Annotated in this window: 22 protein-coding genes; 15 read left to right on the top strand and 7 right to left on the bottom strand. The window is 64.7% G+C overall.

Features of this window, described 5'->3' with window-relative positions:
• Nucleotides 1–45: 45 nt before the first annotated feature.
• Complete coding sequence (locus R3175_RS10185; RefSeq protein WP_318944161.1) at nucleotides 46–792, top strand: glutathione S-transferase family protein; 747 nt, start codon at nucleotides 46–48, stop codon at nucleotides 790–792.
• 23 nt (nucleotides 793–815) lie between these two features.
• On the opposite strand, the gene R3175_RS10180 is transcribed toward R3175_RS10185, so the two are convergent.
• Nucleotides 816–1,835: a helix-turn-helix domain-containing protein gene (locus R3175_RS10180; RefSeq protein ID WP_318944160.1), complete on the bottom strand. Its 1,020-nt coding sequence runs from the start codon at nucleotides 1,833–1,835 to the stop codon at nucleotides 816–818.
• Nucleotides 1,836–1,974: 139 nt separating this feature from the next.
• Here R3175_RS10180 and R3175_RS10175 point away from each other — a divergent pair, with 139 nt between their 5' ends.
• The 8 genes from R3175_RS10175 (at nucleotide 1,975) to R3175_RS10140 (ending at nucleotide 8,666) form a co-directional block, all read left to right on the top strand.
• Nucleotides 1,975–2,916 (top strand): sterol desaturase family protein, encoded by a 942-nt coding sequence (locus tag R3175_RS10175; RefSeq protein ID WP_318944159.1) that lies wholly within the window; start codon nucleotides 1,975–1,977, stop codon nucleotides 2,914–2,916.
• A 114-nt stretch (nucleotides 2,917–3,030) separates the two neighbouring features.
• On the top strand, nucleotides 3,031–3,972 hold the full coding sequence (locus R3175_RS10170; protein WP_318944158.1) for an alpha/beta fold hydrolase: 942 nt from the start codon (nucleotides 3,031–3,033) through the stop codon (nucleotides 3,970–3,972).
• A gap of 79 nt (nucleotides 3,973–4,051) precedes the next feature.
• Nucleotides 4,052–4,429 (top strand): winged helix-turn-helix domain-containing protein, encoded by a 378-nt coding sequence (locus R3175_RS10165; RefSeq protein WP_318944157.1) that lies wholly within the window; start codon nucleotides 4,052–4,054, stop codon nucleotides 4,427–4,429.
• A 68-nt stretch (nucleotides 4,430–4,497) separates the two neighbouring features.
• The gene (modA, locus tag R3175_RS10160) at nucleotides 4,498–5,277 is read left to right on the top strand and encodes a molybdate ABC transporter substrate-binding protein (RefSeq protein WP_318944156.1); all 780 of its coding nucleotides are present in this window, start codon (nucleotides 4,498–4,500) and stop codon (nucleotides 5,275–5,277) included.
• Nucleotides 5,274–5,954 (top strand): molybdate ABC transporter permease subunit, encoded by a 681-nt coding sequence (modB, locus tag R3175_RS10155; RefSeq protein WP_318944155.1) that lies wholly within the window; start codon nucleotides 5,274–5,276, stop codon nucleotides 5,952–5,954. The genes modA and modB overlap by 4 nt, the downstream gene beginning before the upstream one ends.
• On the top strand, nucleotides 5,951–7,027 hold the full coding sequence (gene modC / locus R3175_RS10150; protein ID WP_318944154.1) for a molybdenum ABC transporter ATP-binding protein: 1,077 nt from the start codon (nucleotides 5,951–5,953) through the stop codon (nucleotides 7,025–7,027). Before modB ends, modC begins: the two co-directional genes overlap by 4 nt.
• 94 nt (nucleotides 7,028–7,121) lie before the next feature.
• Nucleotides 7,122–8,030, top strand: a complete 909-nt coding sequence (locus tag R3175_RS10145) for an alpha/beta hydrolase (protein ID WP_318944153.1) — start codon at nucleotides 7,122–7,124, stop codon at nucleotides 8,028–8,030.
• A 33-nt stretch (nucleotides 8,031–8,063) separates the two neighbouring features.
• Nucleotides 8,064–8,666, top strand: a complete 603-nt coding sequence (locus R3175_RS10140; protein WP_318944152.1) for a DUF938 domain-containing protein — start codon at nucleotides 8,064–8,066, stop codon at nucleotides 8,664–8,666.
• Between the two features lie 24 nt (nucleotides 8,667–8,690).
• Here R3175_RS10140 and crp read toward each other — a convergent pair whose 3' ends face one another.
• Nucleotides 8,691–9,332, bottom strand: a complete 642-nt coding sequence (gene crp, locus R3175_RS10135) for a cAMP-activated global transcriptional regulator CRP (RefSeq protein WP_091811031.1) — start codon at nucleotides 9,330–9,332, stop codon at nucleotides 8,691–8,693.
• A gap of 373 nt (nucleotides 9,333–9,705) precedes the next feature.
• Between crp and R3175_RS10130 the strand changes: the two genes are divergently transcribed.
• The 5 genes from R3175_RS10130 to R3175_RS10110 all read left to right on the top strand — a co-directional run bounded on the left by R3175_RS10130 (nucleotide 9,706) and on the right by R3175_RS10110 (nucleotide 13,665).
• Nucleotides 9,706–10,128: an OsmC family protein gene (locus tag R3175_RS10130; RefSeq protein ID WP_318944151.1), complete on the top strand. Its 423-nt coding sequence runs from the start codon at nucleotides 9,706–9,708 to the stop codon at nucleotides 10,126–10,128.
• A 301-nt stretch (nucleotides 10,129–10,429) separates the two neighbouring features.
• Nucleotides 10,430–11,221 (top strand): adenosylmethionine decarboxylase, encoded by a 792-nt coding sequence (gene speD / locus R3175_RS10125; RefSeq protein WP_318944150.1) that lies wholly within the window; start codon nucleotides 10,430–10,432, stop codon nucleotides 11,219–11,221.
• A gap of 148 nt (nucleotides 11,222–11,369) precedes the next feature.
• Nucleotides 11,370–11,972 (top strand): FMN-dependent NADH-azoreductase, encoded by a 603-nt coding sequence (locus R3175_RS10120; protein WP_318944149.1) that lies wholly within the window; start codon nucleotides 11,370–11,372, stop codon nucleotides 11,970–11,972.
• Nucleotides 11,973–12,010: 38 nt separating this feature from the next.
• Nucleotides 12,011–12,856, top strand: coding sequence for a pirin family protein (locus R3175_RS10115; protein ID WP_318944148.1), 846 nt, complete (start codon nucleotides 12,011–12,013; stop codon nucleotides 12,854–12,856).
• Nucleotides 12,857–13,074: 218 nt separating this feature from the next.
• Nucleotides 13,075–13,665: a PEP-CTERM sorting domain-containing protein gene (locus R3175_RS10110; RefSeq protein WP_318944147.1), complete on the top strand. Its 591-nt coding sequence runs from the start codon at nucleotides 13,075–13,077 to the stop codon at nucleotides 13,663–13,665.
• 349 nt (nucleotides 13,666–14,014) lie between these two features.
• Here R3175_RS10110 and R3175_RS10105 read toward each other — a convergent pair whose 3' ends face one another.
• Together R3175_RS10105 and R3175_RS10100 are read right to left on the bottom strand one after the other, a co-directional pair.
• Nucleotides 14,015–14,881 carry a phosphoribulokinase gene (locus R3175_RS10105; protein WP_318944146.1) on the bottom strand — a complete coding sequence of 289 codons (867 nt, stop codon included), beginning with the start codon at nucleotides 14,879–14,881 and terminating at the stop codon, nucleotides 14,015–14,017.
• A gap of 22 nt (nucleotides 14,882–14,903) precedes the next feature.
• Nucleotides 14,904–18,656, bottom strand: coding sequence for a DUF1631 family protein (locus tag R3175_RS10100; protein ID WP_318944145.1), 3,753 nt, complete (start codon nucleotides 18,654–18,656; stop codon nucleotides 14,904–14,906).
• A gap of 227 nt (nucleotides 18,657–18,883) precedes the next feature.
• Between R3175_RS10100 and R3175_RS10095 the strand changes: the two genes are divergently transcribed.
• Nucleotides 18,884–19,954 (top strand): aminopeptidase, encoded by a 1,071-nt coding sequence (locus R3175_RS10095; RefSeq protein ID WP_318944144.1) that lies wholly within the window; start codon nucleotides 18,884–18,886, stop codon nucleotides 19,952–19,954.
• On the opposite strand, the gene argA is transcribed toward R3175_RS10095, so the two are convergent.
• Genes argA through R3175_RS10080 form a run of 3 tightly spaced genes read right to left on the bottom strand, consistent with a single transcriptional unit; the run spans nucleotide 19,925 to nucleotide 23,675 of the window.
• Complete coding sequence (gene argA / locus R3175_RS10090; protein WP_318944143.1) at nucleotides 19,925–21,235, bottom strand: amino-acid N-acetyltransferase; 1,311 nt, start codon at nucleotides 21,233–21,235, stop codon at nucleotides 19,925–19,927. The two genes, R3175_RS10095 and argA, sit on opposite strands and share 30 nt — an antisense overlap.
• Nucleotides 21,236–21,239: 4 nt before the next feature.
• Nucleotides 21,240–22,415 carry an acetylornithine deacetylase gene (gene argE, locus R3175_RS10085; RefSeq protein ID WP_318944142.1) on the bottom strand — a complete coding sequence of 392 codons (1,176 nt, stop codon included), beginning with the start codon at nucleotides 22,413–22,415 and terminating at the stop codon, nucleotides 21,240–21,242.
• Between the two features lie 18 nt (nucleotides 22,416–22,433).
• Nucleotides 22,434–23,675 carry an acetylornithine deacetylase gene (locus R3175_RS10080; RefSeq protein WP_318944192.1) on the bottom strand — a complete coding sequence of 414 codons (1,242 nt, stop codon included), beginning with the start codon at nucleotides 23,673–23,675 and terminating at the stop codon, nucleotides 22,434–22,436.
• Nucleotides 23,676–23,690 lie beyond the last annotated feature (15 nt).

Raw genomic sequence — 23,690 nt, 5'->3', positions numbered from 1 at the left:
AAAACATTACTCTTAAGCCATTCCCGAATATGGAGCCCGATCCTCATGGCCGTCAAACTGTACCAGTTCGCCATCTCCCACTACTGCGAGAAAGCCCGCTGGGCCCTCGACTACAAGGGGATCCAATACCAGCCGGTGAATTTGCTGCCGGGCCAGCACATCAAGGTGGTCAAGCAACTGGCGGACCAGTCTTCGGTGCCGGTGCTGGTGCACGACGACCGGGTCGTGCAGGGCTCGGCGGCCATTATCGATTACCTGGACAAGGCATTCCCGGAGCCACCGCTGACACCGACGGATCCGGAAACCCGACAGCGGGTGCTCGAGTGGGAGCGACGACTGGACAAGGTCGCCGGGCCGGCAGTGCGCTGCTATTGCTACCACTACCTGCTGCAACGACCGAAACTGGTGGCCCCCATGCTGGCCGCACAGACGCCCTTCTACAACCGCTACCTGATCCGTCTGGGCTTTAGCCGCATCGAAGAGCTTATGCGCAAGTTCATGAAAATCAACGAACAGACCGCGCGCAGCTCCCAGGACGCCATGGAGCAGGTGCTGAAAGAGCTGACCAAAGCCTATCAGCAGTCGGACTACCTGGTGGGCGACCGGTTCAGCCGCGCCGACCTCACTGCCGCGGCCCTGTTTGCGCCACTGTTCCAGCCCGAGAGCTACCCGGTACCCTGGCCTACCATGGAAAAGCTGCCGGAACCGATGCGTGACTGGGTGACCGGGCAACAGCCGGAGCTACTGCCGCTGCAGCGGGTGTACCAGCAACATCGGGCCGCTCGTTCCTGACCACGGCGAGGCGAACCTGTGGCCTAGGGTGCCTCCTGACGCAACGCCTCGGTGGCGCTGACACGGCGAAACCGGCCGGGAGAGCAACCGGTCCAGCGCCGGAACGCCCGGGTGAAGGCGCTCTGCTCCGAGAAACCCAACAACAGCGCCACATCGGTCAGGGCCAGGGAGGGATCATCCAGATACTGGCGCGCCAGCTGCTCCCGGCTGCGATCCAGCCACTGCTGCCAGCTCAGGCCGTGACTGGCTAGCTTACGCTGCAGGGTGCGCGGCGACATGTGCATCGCCTCGGCGGCACGGGCCAGGGTGGGCTCCCCCTCTGCCAGCAGCCGCAGCAACACCTGCTGCAGCTGGCGCTCCACGGCCGAGGCTTCCGGCAGGGCCCGCAGCAGGGCCTGGGCCTGTCGATCCAGCACCGCACGCAGCGCCGGGTCCCGCCGCGGCATGGGAATGGCCAAATACTCTACCGGAAAGCGCACCCGCACGTGGCTGTCCTGCCAGCGGATCGGGCAGCCAAAGAACGCCTCATAGGCGTGGGCCGCCGCGTCGTCCACCGACTCCATGAAGCTGATGCCGGACGGCGGCGGTGAATCGTCCAGCTGTCGCCGCAGGAAGGTGACCAGGGCGGCAATGGCCACGCCATCGGCCTGCTGCCCCAGTTCCTGCTCCGCCGGTGGCCAGCGGATCTCCGCCTCCCGCCCCAGCAGTTCCACCTCCGCCAGCCGGGTCCCGTAGAACAGGGTCTCGTAACGCTGATAGGCCAGCATGGCTTCGCCCAGGGTGTCCGCCGCCAGCACCAGGTACCCCAGCACGCCGACGTGGCGCGGCAGCACCCCGGCCCCGATGGCCAACTCCGGAGCCACTTGCCCCGGCACCAGGGCGATGGCCTCCGCCAGCATCTGTCGCCAGACCGGCACTGGTACGTTCTCCTCGCTGGACCAGCGTGCCAACGCCGCCCGCACGGAGCGGGCCTCCACCCCCTCCCGATCGAGCCAGTCCGACAACAGCCCAACCCAGGCCCCGGTTACCCTGATGACCGCCATGGCGCTCCCCAAATGACGCAAATTGTCAAAACGTTGTCATTGTTAGTCAATCCATTTACCGATAGAACCACAAAAATGGAAACATCGACAACAACAGGCGCGACCATCGACGCCCCGAACCAACGAGAGGGACATCCCCGTGACCCTGACCGACATGATGCTTTCCGTACTGGAGCGCAGCGGGCTGCTGCCGATTTGGCAGACGGTGGCGCCCTGGCTGGCACTGGATGAACGGCAACTGATCTTCGTGATCGCCACCCCGGCGTTCCTGCTGGTCGCCGGCTGGGAGTACGCCAAGCTCCGCCATGATCACAGTCGCATGGACGTGCGGGAGGCGATCCGCAACTTTGCCCTGGGCGCCGGCTACCAGGTCACCGAACTGGTGTTCGCGGGCATCCTCGCGTTTCCGGTGTACGCCTGGCTCTACCACCACCGGCTGCTCGACCTGGAGCTGGGCTGGCTGACCGGGGCGCTGACCTTCCTGGGCGTGGAGTTCTGTTTCTACTGGATGCACCGCTGCAGTCACCGCATGCGCTGGTTCTGGGCGGCCCACGTGGTTCACCATTCGTCCAGACGGATGAACTTCTCCACCGCCATGCGCCAGAACGCCACCAACATCTTCAACGGCAACTGGCTGTTTTACCTGCCGCTGGCCCTGATCGGCTTCAACCCGGTGTGGATTGGGGTGGCCTATGCACTGTCGCTGGTGTACCAGTTCTTCATCCACACCACCCTGGTGGGACGGATGCCCGGCTGGATCGAGCTGATCTTCAACACCCCCAGCCATCACCGGGTTCACCATGGTCGCAATCCCGGGTACATCGATCGCAACTACGGCGGCGTGCTGATCATCTGGGACCGGCTGTTTGGCACCTTTGTTGATGAGGACGCCCAGAACCCGCCGGAGTATGGCATCACCACACCGATCCCCGACAACCGGCTGGTCACCCTGTGGACCCATGAGTACGTTGACCTGTTTCGGGACATGCTGCGGTCCCGCCACTGGGGAGAGCGACTACAGCGGCTGTGGCGGCCACCGGAGTGGCGGCGGCCGGAGGCACCGGCAACCAAAACGGACTAAAGCGCTGTGTCCACCCCACCCCGTCCAGCCGGGGTCACAGAAGTTTAACCGATGTCTCATACCCTGCTCGCGGAACGCGATACACTGGACCTTCACTGCAACGGACCGCCTGCCATGAGCCACCAAGACACTTTCCTGATTGCCCGCGACAGCCACCGTATCCCGGTCTACACCTGGCGCCCCGACCGCCCCCAAGCGGTACTGGTGATCTCCCACGGCATGGCGGAGCATGGCGCCCGTTACGCGCCCCTGGCGCAGTGGCTGCGGGATCAGGGCATCCTGGTGGTGGTCCTGGACCATCGCGGCCACGGCCCCCACTGCCCTCCGGACGACCGGGGCCACTACGCCGACCGGGACGGCTGGCAAAAGGTGATCGACGACCTGCACCAGGTGATCCGCTACGCCCAGGCCCTGGCGCCGGAGTTGCCCCTCACCCTGTTCGGTCACAGCATGGGTTCGTTTATTGCCCAGGCCTGTGCCCAGCAACACGGCGAGGACCTGGACAGCCTGATCCTGTGCGCCACCAACCGCCTCAACCGCAAGGAGCTGAAGGCCTCGCGCCTGCTGATTGGCACCCTTCGCAAGCTGCGGGGCGCCCGCCGTCACAGCAAGCTGATTGGCGACATGACCTTCGGCGCCTTCAACAAGAAATTCGAGCCCACCCGCACCAGCCACGACTGGTTGAGCCGGGATCCGGAGCAGGTGGACCGGTACCTGGCCGACCCCTACTGCGGGTTCGAGTGCACCATCGGGCTGTGGTACGACTTTGTAACCGGCATGCTCACCATCGACCCACAGCAGTGGCGCCGGGATCTGCCGGTGCACCTGATTGCCGGCAGCGCCGACCCGGTGGGCGAGATGGGCCGGGGAGTGAGCCTGCACTGCGAAGCACTCCACAATGCCGGCATCGCCGTGGCCACCTTTCGTTTGTACAACAGCGCCCGGCACGAGCTGATCAACGAGGTCAATGCCCAGGAAGTCTGGCAGCACCTGCTCGGCTGCCTGCCGCTCGCCAATCTCCAGGATCAGCCGGAGACGCCCTCAGTCGTCGGTTGATCCCGGAACTTGCCCGATCTCAAGGCGCCGGTATAGTCTGGCCCTGTCCAGACGGTTCCCCGGCCCCGAGATGACCACCATGAGCAACCTCGACAACAAGCCGCAACTGTCCCCACGACTTCGCCTGAAACTGGGCAAGGAAATCGCGATGGGACCGGGCAAGGCAGAGCTGCTGGAGCAGATCGACAACACCCGCTCGATCTCCGCCGCCGCCAAGCGGATGGGCATGAGTTACCGGCGGGCCTGGCTGCTGGTGGACACCATGAACCAGTGCTTTGCCGCGCCGCTGGTGGACACCGCCACCGGCGGGCGGCGCGGCGGTGGTGCCCGCCTGTCGCCGCTGGGCCGGGAAGTGCTCGCCCTGTACCGGCAGGCCGAGCAGCGCCTGCTGGACAGCCCCGAACTGACAGCCCTGAGCCAACTCGCCAGCAGCACGCCGCCTGACGAATGTCATTGATCGGGATTTGCCAACCCGTCAGCATCGCGGCTAGCATTATATCCACCTGTATATAACGAGAACAGACAATGACTCGCCTCGCCCTGCCCCTGCTCACCACCCTGCTGCTGATGCTGGTCGCCACCGGCGCCCGGGCCGGCGAGGTGCTGGTGGCGGTGGCGGCCAATTTCACCGACCCCGCCCGCCAGCTGGCCGAACGCTTTGAGGCGCAGACCGGACACCGGGCCAGGCTCAGTTTTGGCTCCACCGGCAAGCTCTACGCCCAGATTGTTCATGGCGCCCCGTTTGAGGTGCTCCTGGCCGCCGACAGCCGCCATCCGGCCATGATCGAGGAACGGGGACTGGCGGTCGCCGGCACTCGCTTCACCTACGCCCGCGGCCAACTGGTGCTGTGGAGTCCCCTGCCCGAGCTGTTCCAGGATGGGGAGACCTACCTGGCAGCAAGCGGGTCCGCGCCGCTGGCGATCGCCAATCCCCGGACCGCCCCCTATGGCCTGGCCGCCCGCCAGGTGCTGGAACACCTGCACCGGTGGCCGGCGATGCAAGACCGGCTGGTGCGGGGTGATTCCATCGCCCAGACCTTCCAGTTCGTGGCCACCGGCAACGCCGAAGCCGGCTTGGTGGCGCTGTCCCAGGTGCGTGCCTGGCCGGATCAGACCGGCTCGCTGTGGCCGGTCCCCACCGGCTACCACCAGCCCATCGCCCAGCAGGCGGTGCTGCTGACCCGGGGCGAAGACAACCCCGCCGCCTACGCCTGGCTGGCCTTCCTGCGCAGCGATTCCGGCCGCGCCCAGATCCGCCATTTCGGTTACCACCTCGATGCCTCAGGGCAGGGCGCGGAACGATGAGCCCCGAGTGGCAGGCGGTCTGGCTCACCCTCAAGCTGGCCAGTATCACCACCCTGGTACTGCTGGTGCTGGCCACGCCCCTGGCCTGGTGGCTGGCCCGCAGCCGTCACTGGCTGCGCCATCCAATCGCCGCAATTGTCGCCATGCCCCTGGTGCTGCCGCCCACCGTACTGGGCTTCTACCTGCTGATCCTGATGGCGCCCTCCGGACCGGTCGGCCAGCTTACCCAAAGCCTGGACCTGGGCACCCTGCCGTTCACCTTCGAAGGTCTGGTGGTGGCTTCGGTGATCTACTCGCTGCCGTTCACCGTCCAACCCCTGCAGAATGCCTTCGCCGGCATCGGCGAGCGCCTGCTGGAAGTGGCCGGCACCCTGCGGGCCTCCCCCTGGGACCGCTTTGTCAGCGTCGCCCTGCCGCTCGCCCGGCCCGGCTTCCTCACCGCCACGGTCCTGACCTTCGCCCACACCATCGGCGAGTTTGGTGTGGTTCTGATGATCGGCGGCAACATCCCCGGCGAGACCCGGGTGCTCTCGGTGGCCATCTACGACCATGTGGAAACCCTGCAGTACACCCAGGCCCACTGGCTGGCCGGTGGCATGATCGCCTTCGCCTTCCTGGTGCTGCTGGGCCTGTACCGGATCAACGGCCGTCTGGGCGGGGACAGCCTGCGACCATGAACCCGAGCATCCACGCCACCCTCACCAGCCATCACCGCCACTTCACCCTGGCGGTGGACCTGACCCTGCCGGGGCGAGGCATCACGGTGATCTTCGGCCCCTCCGGCTGCGGCAAGACTACCCTGCTGCGCTGCATCGCCGGCCTGCAACCGGCTCAGGGCAGGCTGACGGTGAACGGCGACTGCTGGCAGCAGGACGGCCACCGTCGCCCGGTACACCAGCGGCCGCTGGCCTACGTGTTCCAGGAGGCCAGCCTGTTCCCTCACTTGTCAGTGCGCGGCAACCTGCGCTACGGGTATCGGCGGGTTCCCGCCCGGCAGCGGCACATCGCCTTCGACCAGGCGGTTAACTGGCTGGGGCTGGGCGACCTGCTGGAACGGCGCCCCCACCAGCTCTCCGGCGGCCAGCGCCAGCGGGTGGCCATCGCGCGGGCCCTGCTCACCAGTCCACGCCTGCTGCTGATGGACGAGCCACTGTCGGCCCTGGACCGTCAAAGCAAACAGGACATCCTGCCCTACCTGGAACGCCTGCACGCCGAACTCGCCATTCCGGTGCTGTACGTCACCCACTCCCCGGACGAAATGGCCCGGCTGGCCGACTACCTGGTGCTGATGGAGCAGGGCCGGGTACGGGCCCAGGGGCCGTTGGCAGAACTGATGTCCCGACTGGACTTGCCCCTGGCGGCGGGAGAGGATGCCGGCGTGATCATTCCCGCGGTGATTCGCGAGAAGGACCCCCAATGGCACCTGTGCCGGGCCGAATTTGCCGGCGGCAACCTGTGGATTCGGGATCAGTCGGGCATCGGGGTGGGTGACGGAATCCGGCTGCGGGTGCTGGCCCGGGACGTCAGTATCGCCCTCGCGGCCCATCCGGACCAGAGCATCCAGAACCTGCTGCCGGCCACGGTCGGGGAACTGGCCACCGAGGCGCACCCGGCCATGACCCTGGTGCGGCTCTCCCTGGGCCCCACCCCGCTGCTGGCCCGGTTGACCAGCCGCTCTGCCCACCGCCTGGAGCTTCAGCCGGAACTACCGGTGTGGGTACAGGTCAAATCGGTTGCCCTTGTGGAGTGACCCCTTTCCCCCTGCATTTGGCCCAACCCTCCGTGGTCGCGGCCCGAGACTCCAAGTACCATGCCGGCAACCCGTTAACCCCGCAGGAGTTCCCATGGCACGCATTACCACCCACGATCATCGCAAGCTGTACGTCCGGGAGATCGGCCGCGGACCGGTGGTGGTCCTGGTTCACGGATTCGGCATGGACAGCCTGCACTGGCTACCACTGGTGCTGCCGCTGGCTCACCGCTATCGGTTCGTTTTGCCGGACCTGCGTGGTTTCGGCCGCTCCTCCCGTCTCAGCTGCAGCGAAGACTGCGTGGCCAGCAGCCACGCCCGGGATCTGCATGCGGTCATCCAGCATTACGGGCAGGACGGGGCCGTCGGGCTGGGCGGCATCTCCCTGGGCGCCACCACCGCCCTGCGCTATATGGAGCTGTTTGGCGCCGATGCCGTCCGCCATTACCTGCACATCGACCAGGCACCCCGGGTGTCCCACGGCCCGGACTGGTCCTGGGGCCTGTTTGGCGAGGAAGGACCGGAGCACATTCGCCGCTGGCAGCCCACCCTGGAGTTCTTCACCAACGCCGATCGCAACAGCCGCTTCGAGGATTTTCCGGCACCGGAACGGGAGCGCTTCTACGACCACCTGGGGAGCTTCCTGAGCAAGGCGCTGAGCCGTCGCTGGATGAAGTGGGGCGCCCGCCGCCTGAGCCGCGTGCCGGCCATTGCTCACCAACTGGTGCCGGTGGACAACTGGTACACGCTGTTCCAGCACCTGCGCGCCTACGCCGAGCGGGATTACGACTTCCGGCCCCTGCTGCCCACCCTGCAGGTGCCCACCACCATCATCACCGGCCGACGTTCGGAGATGTACCCCTGGCAGGGCCAGGCTAAAATGCACGAACTGCTGCCAGACTCCCGCCTGGTAATGTTTGAGGACAGCGGCCACATGCCTATACTGGATCAACCCGTTCGCTTCATCCGGGAACTCAATCGTGCCTTCGGTGAGGGCGCCTGAGGTCTCCCGGCCCCTTTGACGGAGACCCCAGGGATGACCGACAAGCCATTCTCCCAGGCCTGCGAGAACAACAAGCGGCCGATCCTGGCCCAGCTGCAACGCCTGCTGCCCGAGCAGGGACTGGTGCTGGAAATCGGCACCGGCACAGGCCAGCATGCGGTGTTCTTTGCCGAGGCCCTGCCCTCGCTGACCTGGCAGCCCAGCGACCAACCCGGCGCCGAAGACTACTGCCAGCCCTGGCTGGCCGCGGCCAAGCGGGACAACATTCGCCCGCCCCTGCCGCTGGATGTCAGCGCTCCGGTCTGGCCCCTAACCACCGCTGATGCCGTGTACTCCGCCAATACCGCCCACATCATGAGCTGGCCCGAAGTGCAGGCGATGTTCCGCGGGATCGCCCGGCTGTTACCCCGGGGGGCGGTGTTCTGCCTCTACGGCCCGTTCAACTACCACGGTGAGTACACCAGCGACTCCAACCGGGCTTTCGATCACTACCTGAAGAATCAGAAGCCCAGCATGGGCCTACGGGACATCGACGATCTGGCCACCCTGGCGGATGATGTGGGGATGGAGCTGGAAGAGGATATCGGAATGCCGGCCAACAACCGCCTGCTGGTGTGGCGCAGGCAGCCGGGCTGACCGGCGGGAAGCGAAATCAGGACACTAGCGGGTGCCGTACACCACCATGGTCTTGCCTTTGACCTGAACCAGGCCCTGGTCTTCCAGGGTCTTCAGGACCCGGCCGACCATCTCGCGAGAGCAACCGACGATGCGGCCGATCTCCTGGCGGGTAATCTTGATCTGCATGCCGTCCGGGTGGGTCATGGCGTCGGGTTCCTTGCACAGGTCCAGCAGGGTGCGCGCCACCCGACCGGTGACGTCCAGAAACGCCAGGTCGCCAACCTTGCGAGTCGTCTGGCGCAGGCGGGTGGCCATCTGCTCACCAATGAAGTACAGCACCCGGGGGTCCTGCTGGGCGATTTCGCGGAACTTGGTGTAGCTGATTTCCGCCACCTCGCACTCGCTCTTGGCCTTCACCCAGGCACTGCGGGAATCCATGTTATCGAACAGCCCCATCTCGCCGAAGAAGTCACCGGCGTTCAGGTAAGCCATGATCATTTCGCGGCCATCGTCATCTTCGATGATGACCGTAACCGACCCCTTAACAATGTAGAACAGCGAATCGCTCTTGTCCCCGGCGTAGATGATGGTGCTTTTCGCTGGGTAGCGCCGGCGATGGCACTGCGACAGGAAGTAATCCAGGTGCTTAGTCTTCTGCTCGACCGGCTTGACGATAGTGGCCATAGTGCGAGTCATGCCTCCTTAATACTGGCGGGTCCCGGTGTTGTTTTTTCTACCCTGCCTTCCGTGCGGGTTTGTGATTATTGCTCGGGCCACCGGTTGCTCGCGGAACGGTTCGAGCGTGAATGGTCTGGGGCGGCCCTCAGTGTTCTTTTTGACACTTTGGCGTGGCAACTTATAACAAGATGGTCATTTTTCGGCAACCCGGACGAGTATAGAACAGTTGTGCACGATAAGGGAGTCTGACGAATTGCGGCCGACCGGCCGAGGAATCCGCCCGCTTCCCCCGACCGCGGGAGCCTGTGCCGCCATGGTGGGAATGTGCTAGCATCCGGCGCTGGCCTGTTAGCCATACTGATTGCGGAGACCCGACACCATGAAGACGACCATAGACTGGACTGGCGACGCCAGCTTCAAAGCCACCAGCGGTAGCGGCCACTCGGTCCAGATGGATGGGCCTCCCGATCACGGCGGTCAGAACCTCGGGCCACGTCCGATGGAAATGCTGCTGATGGGGCTGGGCGGCTGTTCGGCCTTCGACGTGATGAGCATCCTGAAAAAGAGCCGCCAGGATGTCACCGACTGCCGCGCCGAACTGGAGGCGGAACGGGCCGATGCGGTGCCCGCGGTGTTCACCCGGATTCACCTGCACTTTATCGTCACTGGCAACAACCTGAAAGAAAACCACGTCAAGCGGGCGGTCAGCCTGTCGGCGGAGAAGTACTGCTCGGCCTCCATCATGCTGGAAAAGGCCGGCGTGCAGATCACCCATAGCCACGAGATCCGCAACGCCGCCTAGGGCACCCCGCCTCTCGAAACGGCCCCACAATCCCCCGTGGAATGGGGCCGTTCCGGTCTCCACCCTGCAGCCTGAATCCTGGCTGCTAAAATGTTTTTTCAAACCCTATCCAATGCCATAGGCGATGTGCATAATACGCACCCTTCTCCGCCGGTCTGCGCAAAAGGTGATCAGTCGAGAGCGGGTAACGTCGCAGCCGTTTTACCCGGTCCCGGTACGGGTCAGTACTCGGTGGCGGCCTAGGTGACACGCCCTGGCGGCGGCGTCATTGTCATTCATCTCCATCATCGGGGGGGCTGAAATGGAAACCAAACTTCAGTTACACGGTTTCAACAACCTGACCAAGTCGTTGAGTTTCAACATCTACGATATCTGTTACGCACAGACCGAAGAACAACGGCAAGCCTACATCGAGTACATCGACGAGATGTACAACGCCGAGCGGCTGACCCAGATCCTGTCCGACGTGGTCAAGATCATTGGCGCCAATATCCTCAACATCGCCCGCCAGGACTACGAGCCCCACGGTGCCTCGGTCACCATGCTGATTGCCGAGCACGAGATCACCAATGAGGAAGGCTACAACGAAGAGTCGCCAGGCCCGCTGCCGGACGCCATCGTGGCGCACCTGGACAAGAGCCACGTCACCGTGCACACCTACCCCGAGAGCCATCCCTATGAGGGCATCAGCACCTTCCGGGCCGACATTGACGTGTCCACCTGCGGGCTGATCTCGCCGTTGAAGGTGTTGAACTACCTGATCCACAGCTTCGATTCCGACGTAGTCACCGTGGACTACCGGGTGCGCGGCTTCACCCGCGATGTCGACGGTACCAAGCACTACATCGATCACGACATCAACTCGATCCAGAACTACCTGTCCGAGGACACCCGCAACGCCTATCAGATGATCGACGTCAACGTGTACCAGGAGAACCTGTTCCACACCAAGATGATGCTGAAGGAGTTCAACCTCGACAACTACGTGTTCGGCGTCAATGCCAGCGACCTGGACCCGGCCGAAGCCAAGTCCATCGAAGACCGCCTGAAGCGCGAGATGCTGGAGATCTTCTATTCCCGCAACGTGGAATAACGCATTCCGGAGTGGTGGGGCCATGGCGCCCCGCCACTCGTTCAATTTTTCTGATCAACCCCTCCAAATCTCTCCGATTTCTTCCCCCGGCTGAACCCGCTTAAATAGCTCCATCACCTGACAACACGAACACAGGAGCGCATCAGCCATGAAGAACATCCTTGTCATTACCGCCAGTATTTTTGGTCAAAACGGCCAATCCTCCCAGCTGGTCACCAAGACCCTGGACAAGCTGACCCGTCAGCACCCGGACGCCCAGGTTCAGATCCGCGACCTGGCCAGGGAGCCGGTGCCGCACCTGGACGCCGAGCGTTTCGGCGCCTTCCTCGCCGCCCAGGGCGAACCGACGGCGGAACAGGCCGAGGTGCTGGCCTACTCCGACGCCCTGATTGCCGAGTTCAAGCAGGCCGACGCGGTGTTGCTGGGTGTGCCCATGTACAACTTTGGCGTGCCGTCGGTGCTGAAGGCCTACTTCGACCACATAGCCCGTGCCGGCATCACCTTCCGCTATACCGAGAACGGCCCGGAGGGCCTGCTGGACGACAAGCCGGTCTACGTGCTGGCCGCGCGGGGTGGCATCTACGCGGGCACCCCGAACGACAGCCAGACACCGTTCCTGCGATCGTTCCTGGGTTTCCTGGGTCTCAAGAGCGTGGAGTTCGTCTACGCCGAGGGCCTGAACATGGGCGACGACAGCAAAGCCCAGGCCCTGGACAAGGCCGACAACCACATTGACGCGCTGACCGCCTGACGGTCAGCCAGCCCGCTGGACCCAAGAGGAGGTGTGACATGACAGAACGTACCATCAAGCAGATCATCCCGGCCCTGGAAACCTCCGACGGCGCGGGCGTGCGCATCAAGCGCTCCCTGGGCCAGAGCCAGGCGGTTCGCATGGACCCGTTCCTGATGCTGGACGAGTTTGGCTCGGACCAGGCCGCCGATTACATCGCCGGCTTCCCGGCGCACCCCCATCGCGGGTTCGAGACAGTGACCTACATGATCGAGGGCCACATGCTCCACGAGGATCATCTGGGTAACCGGGGCAACCTGAAGAACGGCGGCGTGCAGTGGATGACCGCCGGCCGCGGCGTCATCCACTCGGAAATGCCCCAGCAGGAAGCAGGCATGATGCGCGGCTTCCAGCTCTGGCTCAACCTGCCGGCGGCGGAGAAGATGAAGCCGGCGGGCTACCGGGACATCCAGGCGGAAGAGATCCCCCGCGTGGACCTCGAGGGCAGCGCCATCAAGCTGATCGCCGGGACCCTGGAACTGGACGGCCAGAGCCATCAGGGCGCCGTCAGTGGCGGCAATACCCGACCGGTCTACCTGGACATCGAGCTGGCCGCCCACGGCGAGCTGACCCTGCCGCTGGAGGCGGAACTCAACGCCATGGCCTACCTCTACGAAGGCAGCGCCAAGCTGGCCGGCGAGGCCCTGCGCACCAGCGCCGCCAGCCTGCTCAGCGAGGGTGACCGCCTCACCCTACAGGGCGGCCCGGAGGGCGCCCGGCTGGTCCTGGTGGCGGGCAAACCCATCGGCGAGCCCATCGTGCAGTACGGGCCGTTCGTGATGAACAGCCGGGAGGAAATCGAGCAGGCGCTGGAGGATTACCGGGACGGCCGCCTGACCGCCTGACCCCGAAGCGGGAATGAGCCGTTTGCCCCTTGGGTAGACGGCTTTTTTCGTTGCAGGCACATCAAGATGCACTGTCCGACTTTTTTACACCTTGTTCTCAGGAAGAGAGAGCCAAACTTGCAACATCTTGATTAATAAATATTATTTTAGGTGGCCCGGATTTTGCCTATAGCGCGTCCTGTTCTCTACAATTTGTAAGCTATAGGAGCAAAACGGACGTGACTCCCCTTAAACCAACCCGGAAGGTTGTCGGCGGGATCGCCTTGGCCGCTTATCTATTGGGCAATCAAGCACTCGCCGCTTCAGTCCTTTGCAGCACGGACCCCACCAAAAACCGCCTCTCAGTCGATGACAGCCAGGTCTCGGCCTGCCTGGCCTCCGGGACCGGCAACCTGACCGGCGAGTTGCACAACGACCTGTTCCTCAACAGCTCTGCCGGTGCCGACTATGAACCGGCTGGCAAACAGCCCTCATTCGATAACCCGTTCAACATCGCTTATTCCCAAACCGGTGAAGCGGGAAGCTGGAGCTTCGACAGCAGCTTCTGGAACACCTACAACAGCGGTGCCATCGCGTTCAAATTTGGAACCGGCAACCAGCCCGACGAATGGTTCGTTTACTCCCTTCAATTGGGCATGACCGGCGGCGACTGGGCATTCATTAACGAATACGGGAGAGGCGGAGGTCTGTCCCACGTCAACCTCTATGGGGCAAGCCCAGTTCCGGTGCCCGAGCCCGGCACCCTGGCCCTGCTGGGCCTGGGTATCCTGGGAGTGGCAGGGAGGAAGCGCCGCCAGCAACAGCAGTAGCCGGATCGGTTGCCCACCGTCAGCCAAAGGCCCCAAGCGGGGCCTTTGTTGTCTGGGGCTGATGCGAGACGAGTGCCCGAGGATCTGACAGCACAATCACCGGTTAAGTGTTGCGACTTACACGGGACTCAATGTAGTCACCAATTAATCGAAGTAGCACTATGCATGTAAGCACCAAACCGAACCGCCACCAACCGCTTACTTCCTGATCTCTCAAATATTCGTTAAGCAAGGCTATTGGCAGGAGTCCGAGACTGTAGACGATCCAGCTCCGATTCAGTCTTCTTTTTTCCATGAACTCGAACAGCCCCGATGGAAACGGTGTACATTTATCGGCCAAGCCCAGGCCTCAGGCAAACGACTTTTGCCCGATCAGATTCAGCACCATCGGGCGAATGATCAGGTCCATGGCCAGGGAGAGTTTGGGGCCGGGGATCACCAGGGTGTCGTGGCGGGAGACGGAGCTGCCGGCGATCATCTGCAGCAGGTAGGGGAAATCCACCTCCCCCGCGTCGCGGAAACGGATCACCACCATGCTCTCGTCCTCGGTGGGCACGTCCCGAGCCACGAAGGGGTTGGAGGTGTCCACCAGCGGGATGCGCTGGAAGTTGACGTGGGTGTGGGAGAACTGCGGCACGATGTCGTGAACGTAGTCATCCATCCGGTTGATGATGGTTTTCACCACCGCCTCCTGGGAATAACCGCGGCGGAAGGTGTCCCGGTGGATCTTCTGGATCCACTCCAGGTTGACGATGGGCACCACGCCGATCAGCAGGTCGACGTACTGGGCGGTGTTGCAGGTTTCGCTCACCACCCCGCCGTGCAGGCCCTCGTAGAACAGCAGGTCGGTGTTCGGCGGCAGCGGCTCCCAGGGGGTGAAGGTGCCCGGTTTGTGGCCGGCCTCGATCAGCGCCCGGTCCTCGTCGTGGACGTACTGGCGGTGGCGGCCGTTGCCGGTGTGGCCGTAGTCGTAGAACAGCGCCTCCAGCTTGTCGATGTGATTGGCCGCCAGGGCGAAGTGGTTGCGCTCACCAAACTGGCCCTTGGCGGCCAGACGGGCCATCTGTTCCCGGGTGTAGCGGTGAAAGCTGTCGCCGCTGACCATGGCCGCGTGCAGCCCCTCGCTGGCAAACAGACGACTGAAGACCCGGCCCGTGGTGGTGGTACCGGCTCCGGAGGAACCGGTTACCGCAATGATGGGATGGCGCTTGGACATAGGAGTACCAGGTTCCGGTGAATCAGTTAAGGCTGCCGAGCAGGCGGGGCTTTTCGATCGCGAACCCCTGGGCATAATCCACACCGAGCTGGCGCAGAATATCGAGCACGTCCCGGCTTTCCACCTGGGAGGCGATGACTTCGCGGTTCATGTAGTGGGCCATGTCCACCATGGACGCCACCATGGCCCGGTCGGTTTCGCTACTGCAGAGCTGGGCGGTGAAGGCACCATCCAGCTTGATCAGGTCCACCGGCAAACTGCGCAGGTACTGGTACGAAGTGGGGCCACTGCCGAAGTTACCCAGGCAGAAGCGGCACCCCAGTTCCTTCATCTCGTTGATGAAATCGGCCACTCCCTGAAGATCGTTGATGGCGGCCGCCTCGGTGATCTCGAACCACAGTCGCTCGATGGGGGCGTCCTTTTCGCTGAGTTTGTCGTAGACATACTCCAGCAGTGACTCATCGTTCAGCGAATGGCCGGACAGGTTGATGCAGACCCCACCCGGGGTGTCCGCCCCAGCCTCCCGCAGCCAATCCAACATGTGGCCCACCACCCACCGGTCCACCGCCTGCATCCGGTTGTAGCGCTCGGCGGTGCGGACAAAATCGCTACCGGTGATCAGGTTGCCGGCGTCGTCGTACATGCTGATCAGAATCTCATATTGGGTGGCCATGGTGGCCTGGGCATGCAACGGGATGATCTTCTGGCAGCGCAGCAGCATGCGCTCCTCGTCCAGGTTCGCCAGACTGGCCAGCTTGGCCGCGATCTGCTCCTGGCGGCTCTGGTCGCTGGCATCCAGGGCGAACCAGGCCAGCCGGCCATTGCCTTGCTGTTTCGCACTCTTGCAGGCTTCATCCGCCCCCCGCAACCAGCGTTCCGGGGTAGACAACGCCGCCATCGGGGCGGACAGGCCGGCGTTGGCGGACAGGTGATAGCGCCGGCCCGAATAATTCAGTTCCAGGGCCTCGATGGTGCGGATGATCAGGCCAACGGTGTCTTCGGCCTGTTCCGCCGGCAGCAGGAAGGCAAACTCATTCCCCGCCAGCCGGGCCAGGGGCATGCCCTCCCCCACCTGGTTGCGGAGGATGTCCGCCACCGACTTGAGCGCCTCGTCCCCGGCCTTATAGCCGGCGGTGTCGTTGAGCAGGCGGAACTGCCGCAGGTCCAGCATCACCAGCACCCGCTCGTCCTCGTGGCGGGCCAGTTGCTGTTCCAGCACCCGCTCAAACTCCCGGCGCGCCAGCAACCCGGTGAGCTCGTCGTGGGTGGAGGCCCAGGACAACTGGTCGTAGACCTTGCGCACCATGCGGTCGATGCTTTCGTCCACCAGCGGTCGGTCGTACTGACTGTCCGGGATGATTCGGCCCAGCTTCATGCGTTGGGCCAGCTCCCGCAACTCCAGCTCCACCACCCGCATGCCCTGGTGGTTCACGAAGACAAAACGGCTGAAACCGCGGGCCACCCACACCAGCCGGATGTACTGCACCTCCTCCGGCTTTTCCTGGTCCCGCAGCCAGTCCCCGGTGCGCAGTTGCTGGGCACGTTGAATCCAGCGCTGCAGGCTGCGCTCCTCCCGCTCGGACAACTGCTCCGCGGGCGACGGCGCAGGCCTCTCCTCGCGGACTTCCACCATCTCCACCGGAGTGTCGGGCTTACGCACCAGGAACCGCTTCAGTTCATCGCGGATTTGCGACGGCGGCATGTGGTTGCTGGAGATGGAGGCCAGGCCGTCCTGGATCACCCGCAGCAGTTCGGGCAGGTTGATGGCGCTCTCCGGGTCCTCGCCGAAGGCCACCAGGGAGTCGATCACCGCCAGATAATCTTCCCACAACTGACTCTCCGGCCCCTGCCGGATCCAGGTCAGCGACAGCAGGTCACGCCAGCCTCCATCCAGCAGGCTGAGCACCACCTTGGGCACACGCCGTCCCTGTAGTCGTTGATTGAGGGCGGCGGAGACGGCGGTTTTGGATTCGGATACTTTCTGCGCGCCCTCCGCCGCGGCCGTCACCCGTTCCACATTGCGGCGATACACCAGGTTCTGGCGCTCGATCAGGCCGTCCAGTTCCCGCACCGCCCAGTCGAAGACGCCGGTATCCTGATCGAAGTCGTTGACCACCCGCTGGATCACTTCCTCAATGCGCCGCTGGCTGACTGGATTGATGCGCCCACCTTTCACGCTGAGCTGGGCCAGCCGGTTGAGCACGCCCCGGACCGGGCTGTTCTTGTCATCGAAGAAACCACGGTCCCGCATCACTACCTTCAGCACCGGCACTTCCAGCTGCCGCAACTGGGTCTGCATGTTCTGGGTAATGCGGGGGCTCTCCACCACACTGGCGAAGAATTGATCCACCACATCCACCGTGCCTTGCTGGTCGTCGTTGAGCCGGGCTTCGCCCCCGGCACGGACCCGCTCGACGACCCGCTCCTTCAGCGAGGGCGTGGCCGCGTCCAGTTCCAGACTGTCCCGCTGCAACTGCTGCAACTGGTACTGGAATTCGCCAGCGGACAATGGGCGGGCATTGGGCGGAAAGCTCACCGGCTCCGGGTCGCCATGAGCCAGCCGGCTGGCGCTCAGGGTATCCAACAGGTTGCGCACCGTTGCGAACGCGGACCGGGCCTCCTGGTCGTGGAATCGAAAGCCGTCGCCGCGATGTCCATCACCGTTGGCTCGCGGGGACACCCCCGAGCGTTCAACGGCTGCCGCCGGTGCGGGCTCGGGCTGGCGCAGCGAGCGCTCCGGCGCTTCCGCCGCCGACACCTGTGGCTTGGGGGATGACGGCGATTTCCGTTCACTCAGGTACTTGCTCAGGTCCAGCTCCGGCAGGATGCCGTGGCGCACCAAGATGGTATTGAGTTCCCGGTAGAGGGGCTCGAGATGGTTGAGCACCTGGGTTTCGAACACCTTCAGGCACACCCTCTCCACCATGCGGCTGGCCTTCAGCAGGGCCAACCCGGAATGAAAGGCCTCGCACACCAGAGCCGGACCGAGGGGGTTCTGGTGGCCGGTGTCGTTACTGATGGCCAGGCTGTCGAGCCGCAGTTTCAGCCGCAGCAATTCGGCCCGATACAGCGTGTCCGCCTTGGTCACCATCACCCGCAGGGTCAGCCAGTCCTCGAATTCCCCCTTGTCCACCAGCGACAGCTCGGCGCCGGGCGGTCCCTTCGGGCGAGGTTTCAAGGGGGACTGCAGGGCCTGGTTCATCTGGTGCCAGATGATTCTCTGACGCGCTGCCAACTGGCCGGAGGCATCCATGAATTCGTTGGCCTGTTGGTCGTTGCCCGCTTGCTGGGCGGACTGTCTGAGCGCCTCAATCATCCGCCTGAAACAGCCATCCATCAATGGCTCAAGATGCTGGACAACCACCCTGGCACACTGGTGCAGGATGAACTGTACCCGCTCGCTGGGGGGACGCAGCCTGGGGCGCTCGGTTTCGCCATTGCCGCCACACACTTTCAGCATGGCGGCCACCGCGTCCGGGTTGGCGCGGGCGAACACCACACCGATCGCCCCTTCAATGCGGCGGACCACATCCACCAACACTTCGTGACGGCCCTGGCCATCGGGACTGCGAAAGCGAATCCGCAGACTGCCGTTGCCCGCCCGCGACAGGGCTCCGTCCAGTTTGCGCTCGGTGTCGGCGGAGAAGCGTACGAACAGACCTTCCGCGCAAAAATCGGCGATCTGGCAGGGCAACCCAAGGTTGTCACCCAATACCAGCTGGGCGGCAAGCTTGATGGGCCTTCGGGGACTGGCGCGACGTTCCTTGGAATCCATTGACTACCTGATTGCTGGCAATGCCGACAGCCAGAGCTGGGGATACCGCCCGGCCATCAGCCAGTGTCCCTGTAAAGTCAGCAGAAACTCACTGCCACTCCGGGGGGTGTGACTGTAGTATAGCCGTTACACCGTTGAGGAAAAAACTCCAAGCGCGGTCGCGGCCGCCGCTAACCGGCTGGTGAACAATGTACATCGTAACGGGCGTCGAGTGTCCTATCAGAGTAATGAAACAGCTTAGCCAGTTCTGCCTCATTTTGCTAACACTGGCGGCTGTCAGCGGCTGTACCTCCCTGCGCTATTACAGTCAGGCCATCGGCGGTCAATGGGATCTGATGGTCTCGGGCCAGCCCATCCACGAGCTGCTGGCCGATCCGCAGTTGGATGCCGGGCTTCGCAGGCAACTGCGCACCGCCATGGCGGCGCGGCAGTTCGCCCGCCAGCGGCTGGCGTTGCCGGTGGGAAACAGCTACCAGGAATACATCCAGCTCGAGCGGCCCCACGTGGTGGTCAACCTGATGGCGGTCCCGGAGTTCTCCCTGGCCCCTCACCAATGGTGTTACCCGGTCGTGGGCTGCCAATCCTATCGCGGTTATTTCGACCCGGCCAATGCCCGGCTCGAGCAAGCGCAGTTCGATGCTCAGGGCTTCGACACCCTGCTCGGCGCTGTCACCGCCTACTCCACCCTGGGCTGGTTCGACGATCCGCTGCACAGCGGTTTCACCGACCTGCCCAGCGAGCGCATGGTTGCCCTGCTGTTTCATGAGCTCAGCCATCAGGTGGTCTACCTGGCCGGGGACACCGCGTTCAACGAGAGTTTCGCCACCGCGGTGGAACTGGAAGGGCTGCGCCTGTGGCTGGCCGAGCAGGGCGAACCGGCAGGGTTCAACCGGGCGCTGGAGCGACTGGCGCGGCGACGCCAGACCCAGGCCCTGGTCACCCAGGCCACCGCCCGACTGGAAACGCTGTACGCTCAGGCGGGCCAGCGGCCGGACGCGGAATTGCGCGCCGACAAGCAGGCCATCCTGCAGCAGTTGCGGGCGGATTATCTGGCCCTGTCCGAGGACTGGGCCCAGCCGGGCCCACTGGGGCGGGATCCAGCGAACCTCAACAACGCCCACCTGGCTCTGTTCCAGCAGTACCACCAGTTTGTACCGGCGTTTCGCCAGCTGCTGCGGGATCAGGACTTTGACTTCCCGGACTTCTATCAGGCCGTCGAGGCGCTGTCTCGGCTGGCACCGGACGCACGGCGGCAGCGGCTCGATCGACTAGCCCAGCGGTTTGACGAACACCTTTGAGTTGCGCTGGACGTTGTAGGCCGCCAGCTTGGGCCCCGGCAGCGCCTGCACGGTCGAGGGCTGGAAGCCGCGCTCGCGGAACCAGTGTTCGGTCTGGGTGGTGAGCACGAACAGCCGGCGGATACCCTGCTGGCGGGCCATCTGCTCCACCATCGCCAGCAGCTCGTCGCCGCGGCCACCACGCCGGTAGGCAGCGTCCACGGCAAAGCAGGACAGCTCGCCGGCCTGTTCCTCGGGGTAGTGGTACAGGGCGGCGCAGCCGACCACGGTGCCATCCCGCTCGGCCACCACAAACCGGTCGATCTCGGTTTCCAGCAACTCGCGGGACCGCCGGACCAGGATCCCCTGCTCCTCCAGCGGCCGAATCAGTTCGACGATGCCCCCGATATCTTCCACACTGGCGGTACGGATCTGCTCATAGTTGTCGCTACTGACCAGGGTCCCCGAGCCATCCCGGGTGAACAGCTCCTCGAGCAAGGCGCCATCCACCTGATGACTGATGATATGGGCCCGCTTCACGCCCTGGACGCAGGCGTTGCAGGCCGCGCGCAGCAGGTCGGCGTCCTCGCCGCTGGCCTTGGACGCGGCCAGTCGGTCCGAGGCCTCCCGCGCCGACAGCTCCCGGATCAACTGCCCCTGTTCGTCCAGCACCCCCTGGTGACGGGTGTAGATGATGAGTTTTTCCGCCTGCAGGGCGGCAGCCACCTGGCTGCCGACGTCCTCGTAGGACAGGTTGAACACGTCGCCGGTGGGCGAATAGCCCTGGGGCGGCACCAGCACGATATAGCCCAGATCCAGCAGGCTCTCAATGCCGTCCACGTCCACCCGACGCACCTTGCCAGTGAAGCCGAAGTCCACGCCGTCGAGCACGCCCACCGGCTTGGCGGTGACAAAGTTACCGCTACTGACCCGGATGCGGGCATTGTGCATGGGGGAATTGACCAGCCCCTGGGACAGCTGGCTCTCCAGGTAGCTGCGCAACCCGCCGATGGCCTCCAGCACCAGGGGCAACTGGGCTTCCCGGGTCACCCGCAGGCCCCGGTGGAACGACGACGACTCCCCCGCCGCCTCCAGCCGCTTCTGGATCTGCGGCCGGGCGCCGAAGGTCACCACCAGGCGGATGCCCAGGCTGCTGAGCAGCGCCAGGTCGTGGATGATGTTGATCAGGTTGTCGTGGGCGATGGCATCACCGCCGATGGTCAACACCACCGTGCGACCGCGGTGGGCGTTGATGTACGGCGATGAGTGGCGAAACCCGTGTAACCAGTCGGTCGATTTCAAGACGTCACTCCAGGCAGAAGCGCTGTATCAGTTGGCGCAGCACCGTCACGGTGGGCTGGACCTGGGACAGCGCCAGGTATTCGTCGGGCTGGTGGGCCTGGTCGATCGAGCCCGGCCCCATCACCAGCGTCTCAAGGCCCAGCTGCTGCAACCAGGGGGCCTCGGTGGCGAAGGCCACCGCCTCCGCGCGATGGCCAGTCAACTGCTCACAGACTCGCACCAGTTCGGCGTCCGCCGCCGTCTCGAACGGCGGCACGCCGTCGAACAGCGGGCTGAATTCCAGGTCCAGCTCCCGCTGGCGGGCCACCGGCTGCAGCCGGTCCAGGATGGCCTGGCGCAGCTCTGCCATCTGCATGCCCGGTAACGGGCGCAGGTCAAAATGCAGCTCGCAGCGGCCACAGATGCGGTTCGGGTTGTCGCCGCCGTGGATGCACCCCAGGTTGAGCGTGGGCACCTGAACCTCGAAGCTGGGGTTCTGGAACCGGGCCTGCCAGTCACCACGCAGGGCGAGCAACTCGCCCATGGCCTCGTGCATACCCTCCAGCGCATTTCGGCCCAGGGCCGGGTTGGAGGAGTGGCCGGATTGACCCTGGAACACCAGCCGTTCCATCATGATGCCCTTGTGCATGCGGATGGGCTTGAGGCTGGTGGGCTCGCCAATCACCGCGTAGCGGCCTTGGGGCCGGCCGGCCTCCGCCAGGGCCCGGGCGCCGTTCATCGAGCTTTCCTCGTCTGCCGTGGCCAGCAGAATCAACGGCTGCTTCAGGGGCTGGCCCACCAGGTCCCGGGCGGCCTCGATGGCCAGGGCGAAAAAGCCTTTCATGTCGCAGGTGCCCAGGCCGTACCAGCGGTCATCCCGCTCGGTGAGGGTGAAGGGGTCGCTCTGCCAGCGCTTGTCGTCGTAGGGCACGGTATCGGTGTGGCCGGACAGCACCAAGCCACCCGGGCCGCTGCCCAGGGTGGCGATCAGGTTGAACTTGCCGGGGGCGCCCGGCACCGGCATCAGCTCGGTCTTGAAGCCGAGCGGCCGCAGCCACTCGGCCAGGGTCTGCACCACCGCCTCGTTGCTCTGGTCCCAGTTTGGCGAGGCGCTGCTGACCGACGGCAACGAAATCAGCCGGGTGAGCATCTCCCGGATGCCCGGTGGTTGTTGCGCCGGGTTGTTTGCGTTCGCTGACATGGGCTTCCTCCTGCCGGGTTAGTGGGGTTGGCTGCCGCGCCGCCAGACCTCGAACTGAGTCACTGCCTCGACGGCCATCGGGTAGGCCACCTCGCCGCCGTCCACCGCACGGGCCACTTCCAACTGGCGCTCATCCGCACGAACCAGGCGGCCCTCGACAATCCGGTCGCTGCGCAACCGCACCCGCACCCGGTGGCCCAACCATTGCCCGGCGCTGGTCACCGGCCGCGCTCGCCAGCCACCGGCCGTGGCCCACCGGCCCTCCTCTTCCGGCACCACCGGCGCCAGGGCGGGCTGCGGCACCGACTCCTCCGGCGGGGTGTAGGGGCTCAGGTACACCCCGGGTACGGCCGCCCCGTTGTAGGTCAGCGCCAGCCCCTCGTCGCCGCTGGTGCCCGCTTCCCGCACCGGTACCCCGTAGGTATCGGAGTGTGGCGAGAGGGGCAGGGTGAGTTCACCGCCCTCCTCCAGCCAGCGGCGATACAGCGCCAGCAACTGGTGACTGGGCTCATAGCCCGTGCGATTGAGCTGTGTCCGGAACGCCGCCAGCACCTGATCCGACCAGTCACTCACCGCCAGGCCCGACTCCCGGGCGCAGTAGGCGGCGATCCTGCGCATCAGGCCACCGTCGCGCACGGTCAGCGTCATGGGCGCATCCGTTGTCGTCACCCACTGATCCGCGTCGGCCAGGTTGAGCCGGGCTCCGGGCCAGCTGACTTCCAGGCTCCCGGTGCCCTCGGTGTTGAGCTCGAAATACAGTCGGTCGGCACCTTGGCGCAGCAGGGCTTCGCCACGGACATCGGTGATGCCCACCCGCACCAGGTCGCCGGCGCCCAGCCGCTGGCGGGCATCCGGACCGCACACCGGGGCAAACAGCGCCGGATCCTCGGTGCGACCGGCGGTCACCCAACTGCGGAACATGCTGGCATCCAGGCCCAGCCGCCAGCCGGTGGCGATGGCCTGCCACTGCCCGGGCAGTGTCACCGGGTCCGCCAGGAACCCCAGCAGCGTCAGCGGCGAGCCGGCATCGAAGGTCAGCTTCGCCACCGTCAGCGGCTGGGTCAGGCGGAAGTCCTGGTAGGCGGCCTCCTGCAGGGTGACGCGTCCGGCGATGCTGGAGTGAATACTGCCCCGCTCGATCACCCCCAGTTCGTCCATGGCGAGCTGGGCCTGGCGCAGATCGCGATCCACCAGCCACCAGACGGTCGCCTTGAACCCGGCGAACCCCAACAGGGCCAGCACCAGTACGGTGGTTAGCATTTTCTTCAACAGTCG

It is taken from the genome of Marinobacter sp. (assembly GCF_033722735.1).
In the GTDB taxonomy this organism is placed as follows: Bacteria; Pseudomonadota; Gammaproteobacteria; order Pseudomonadales; family Oleiphilaceae; genus Marinobacter.
The sequence above is the reverse complement of the archived record's forward strand: the minus strand, read 5'-3'. Positions and strand labels throughout refer to the sequence as shown.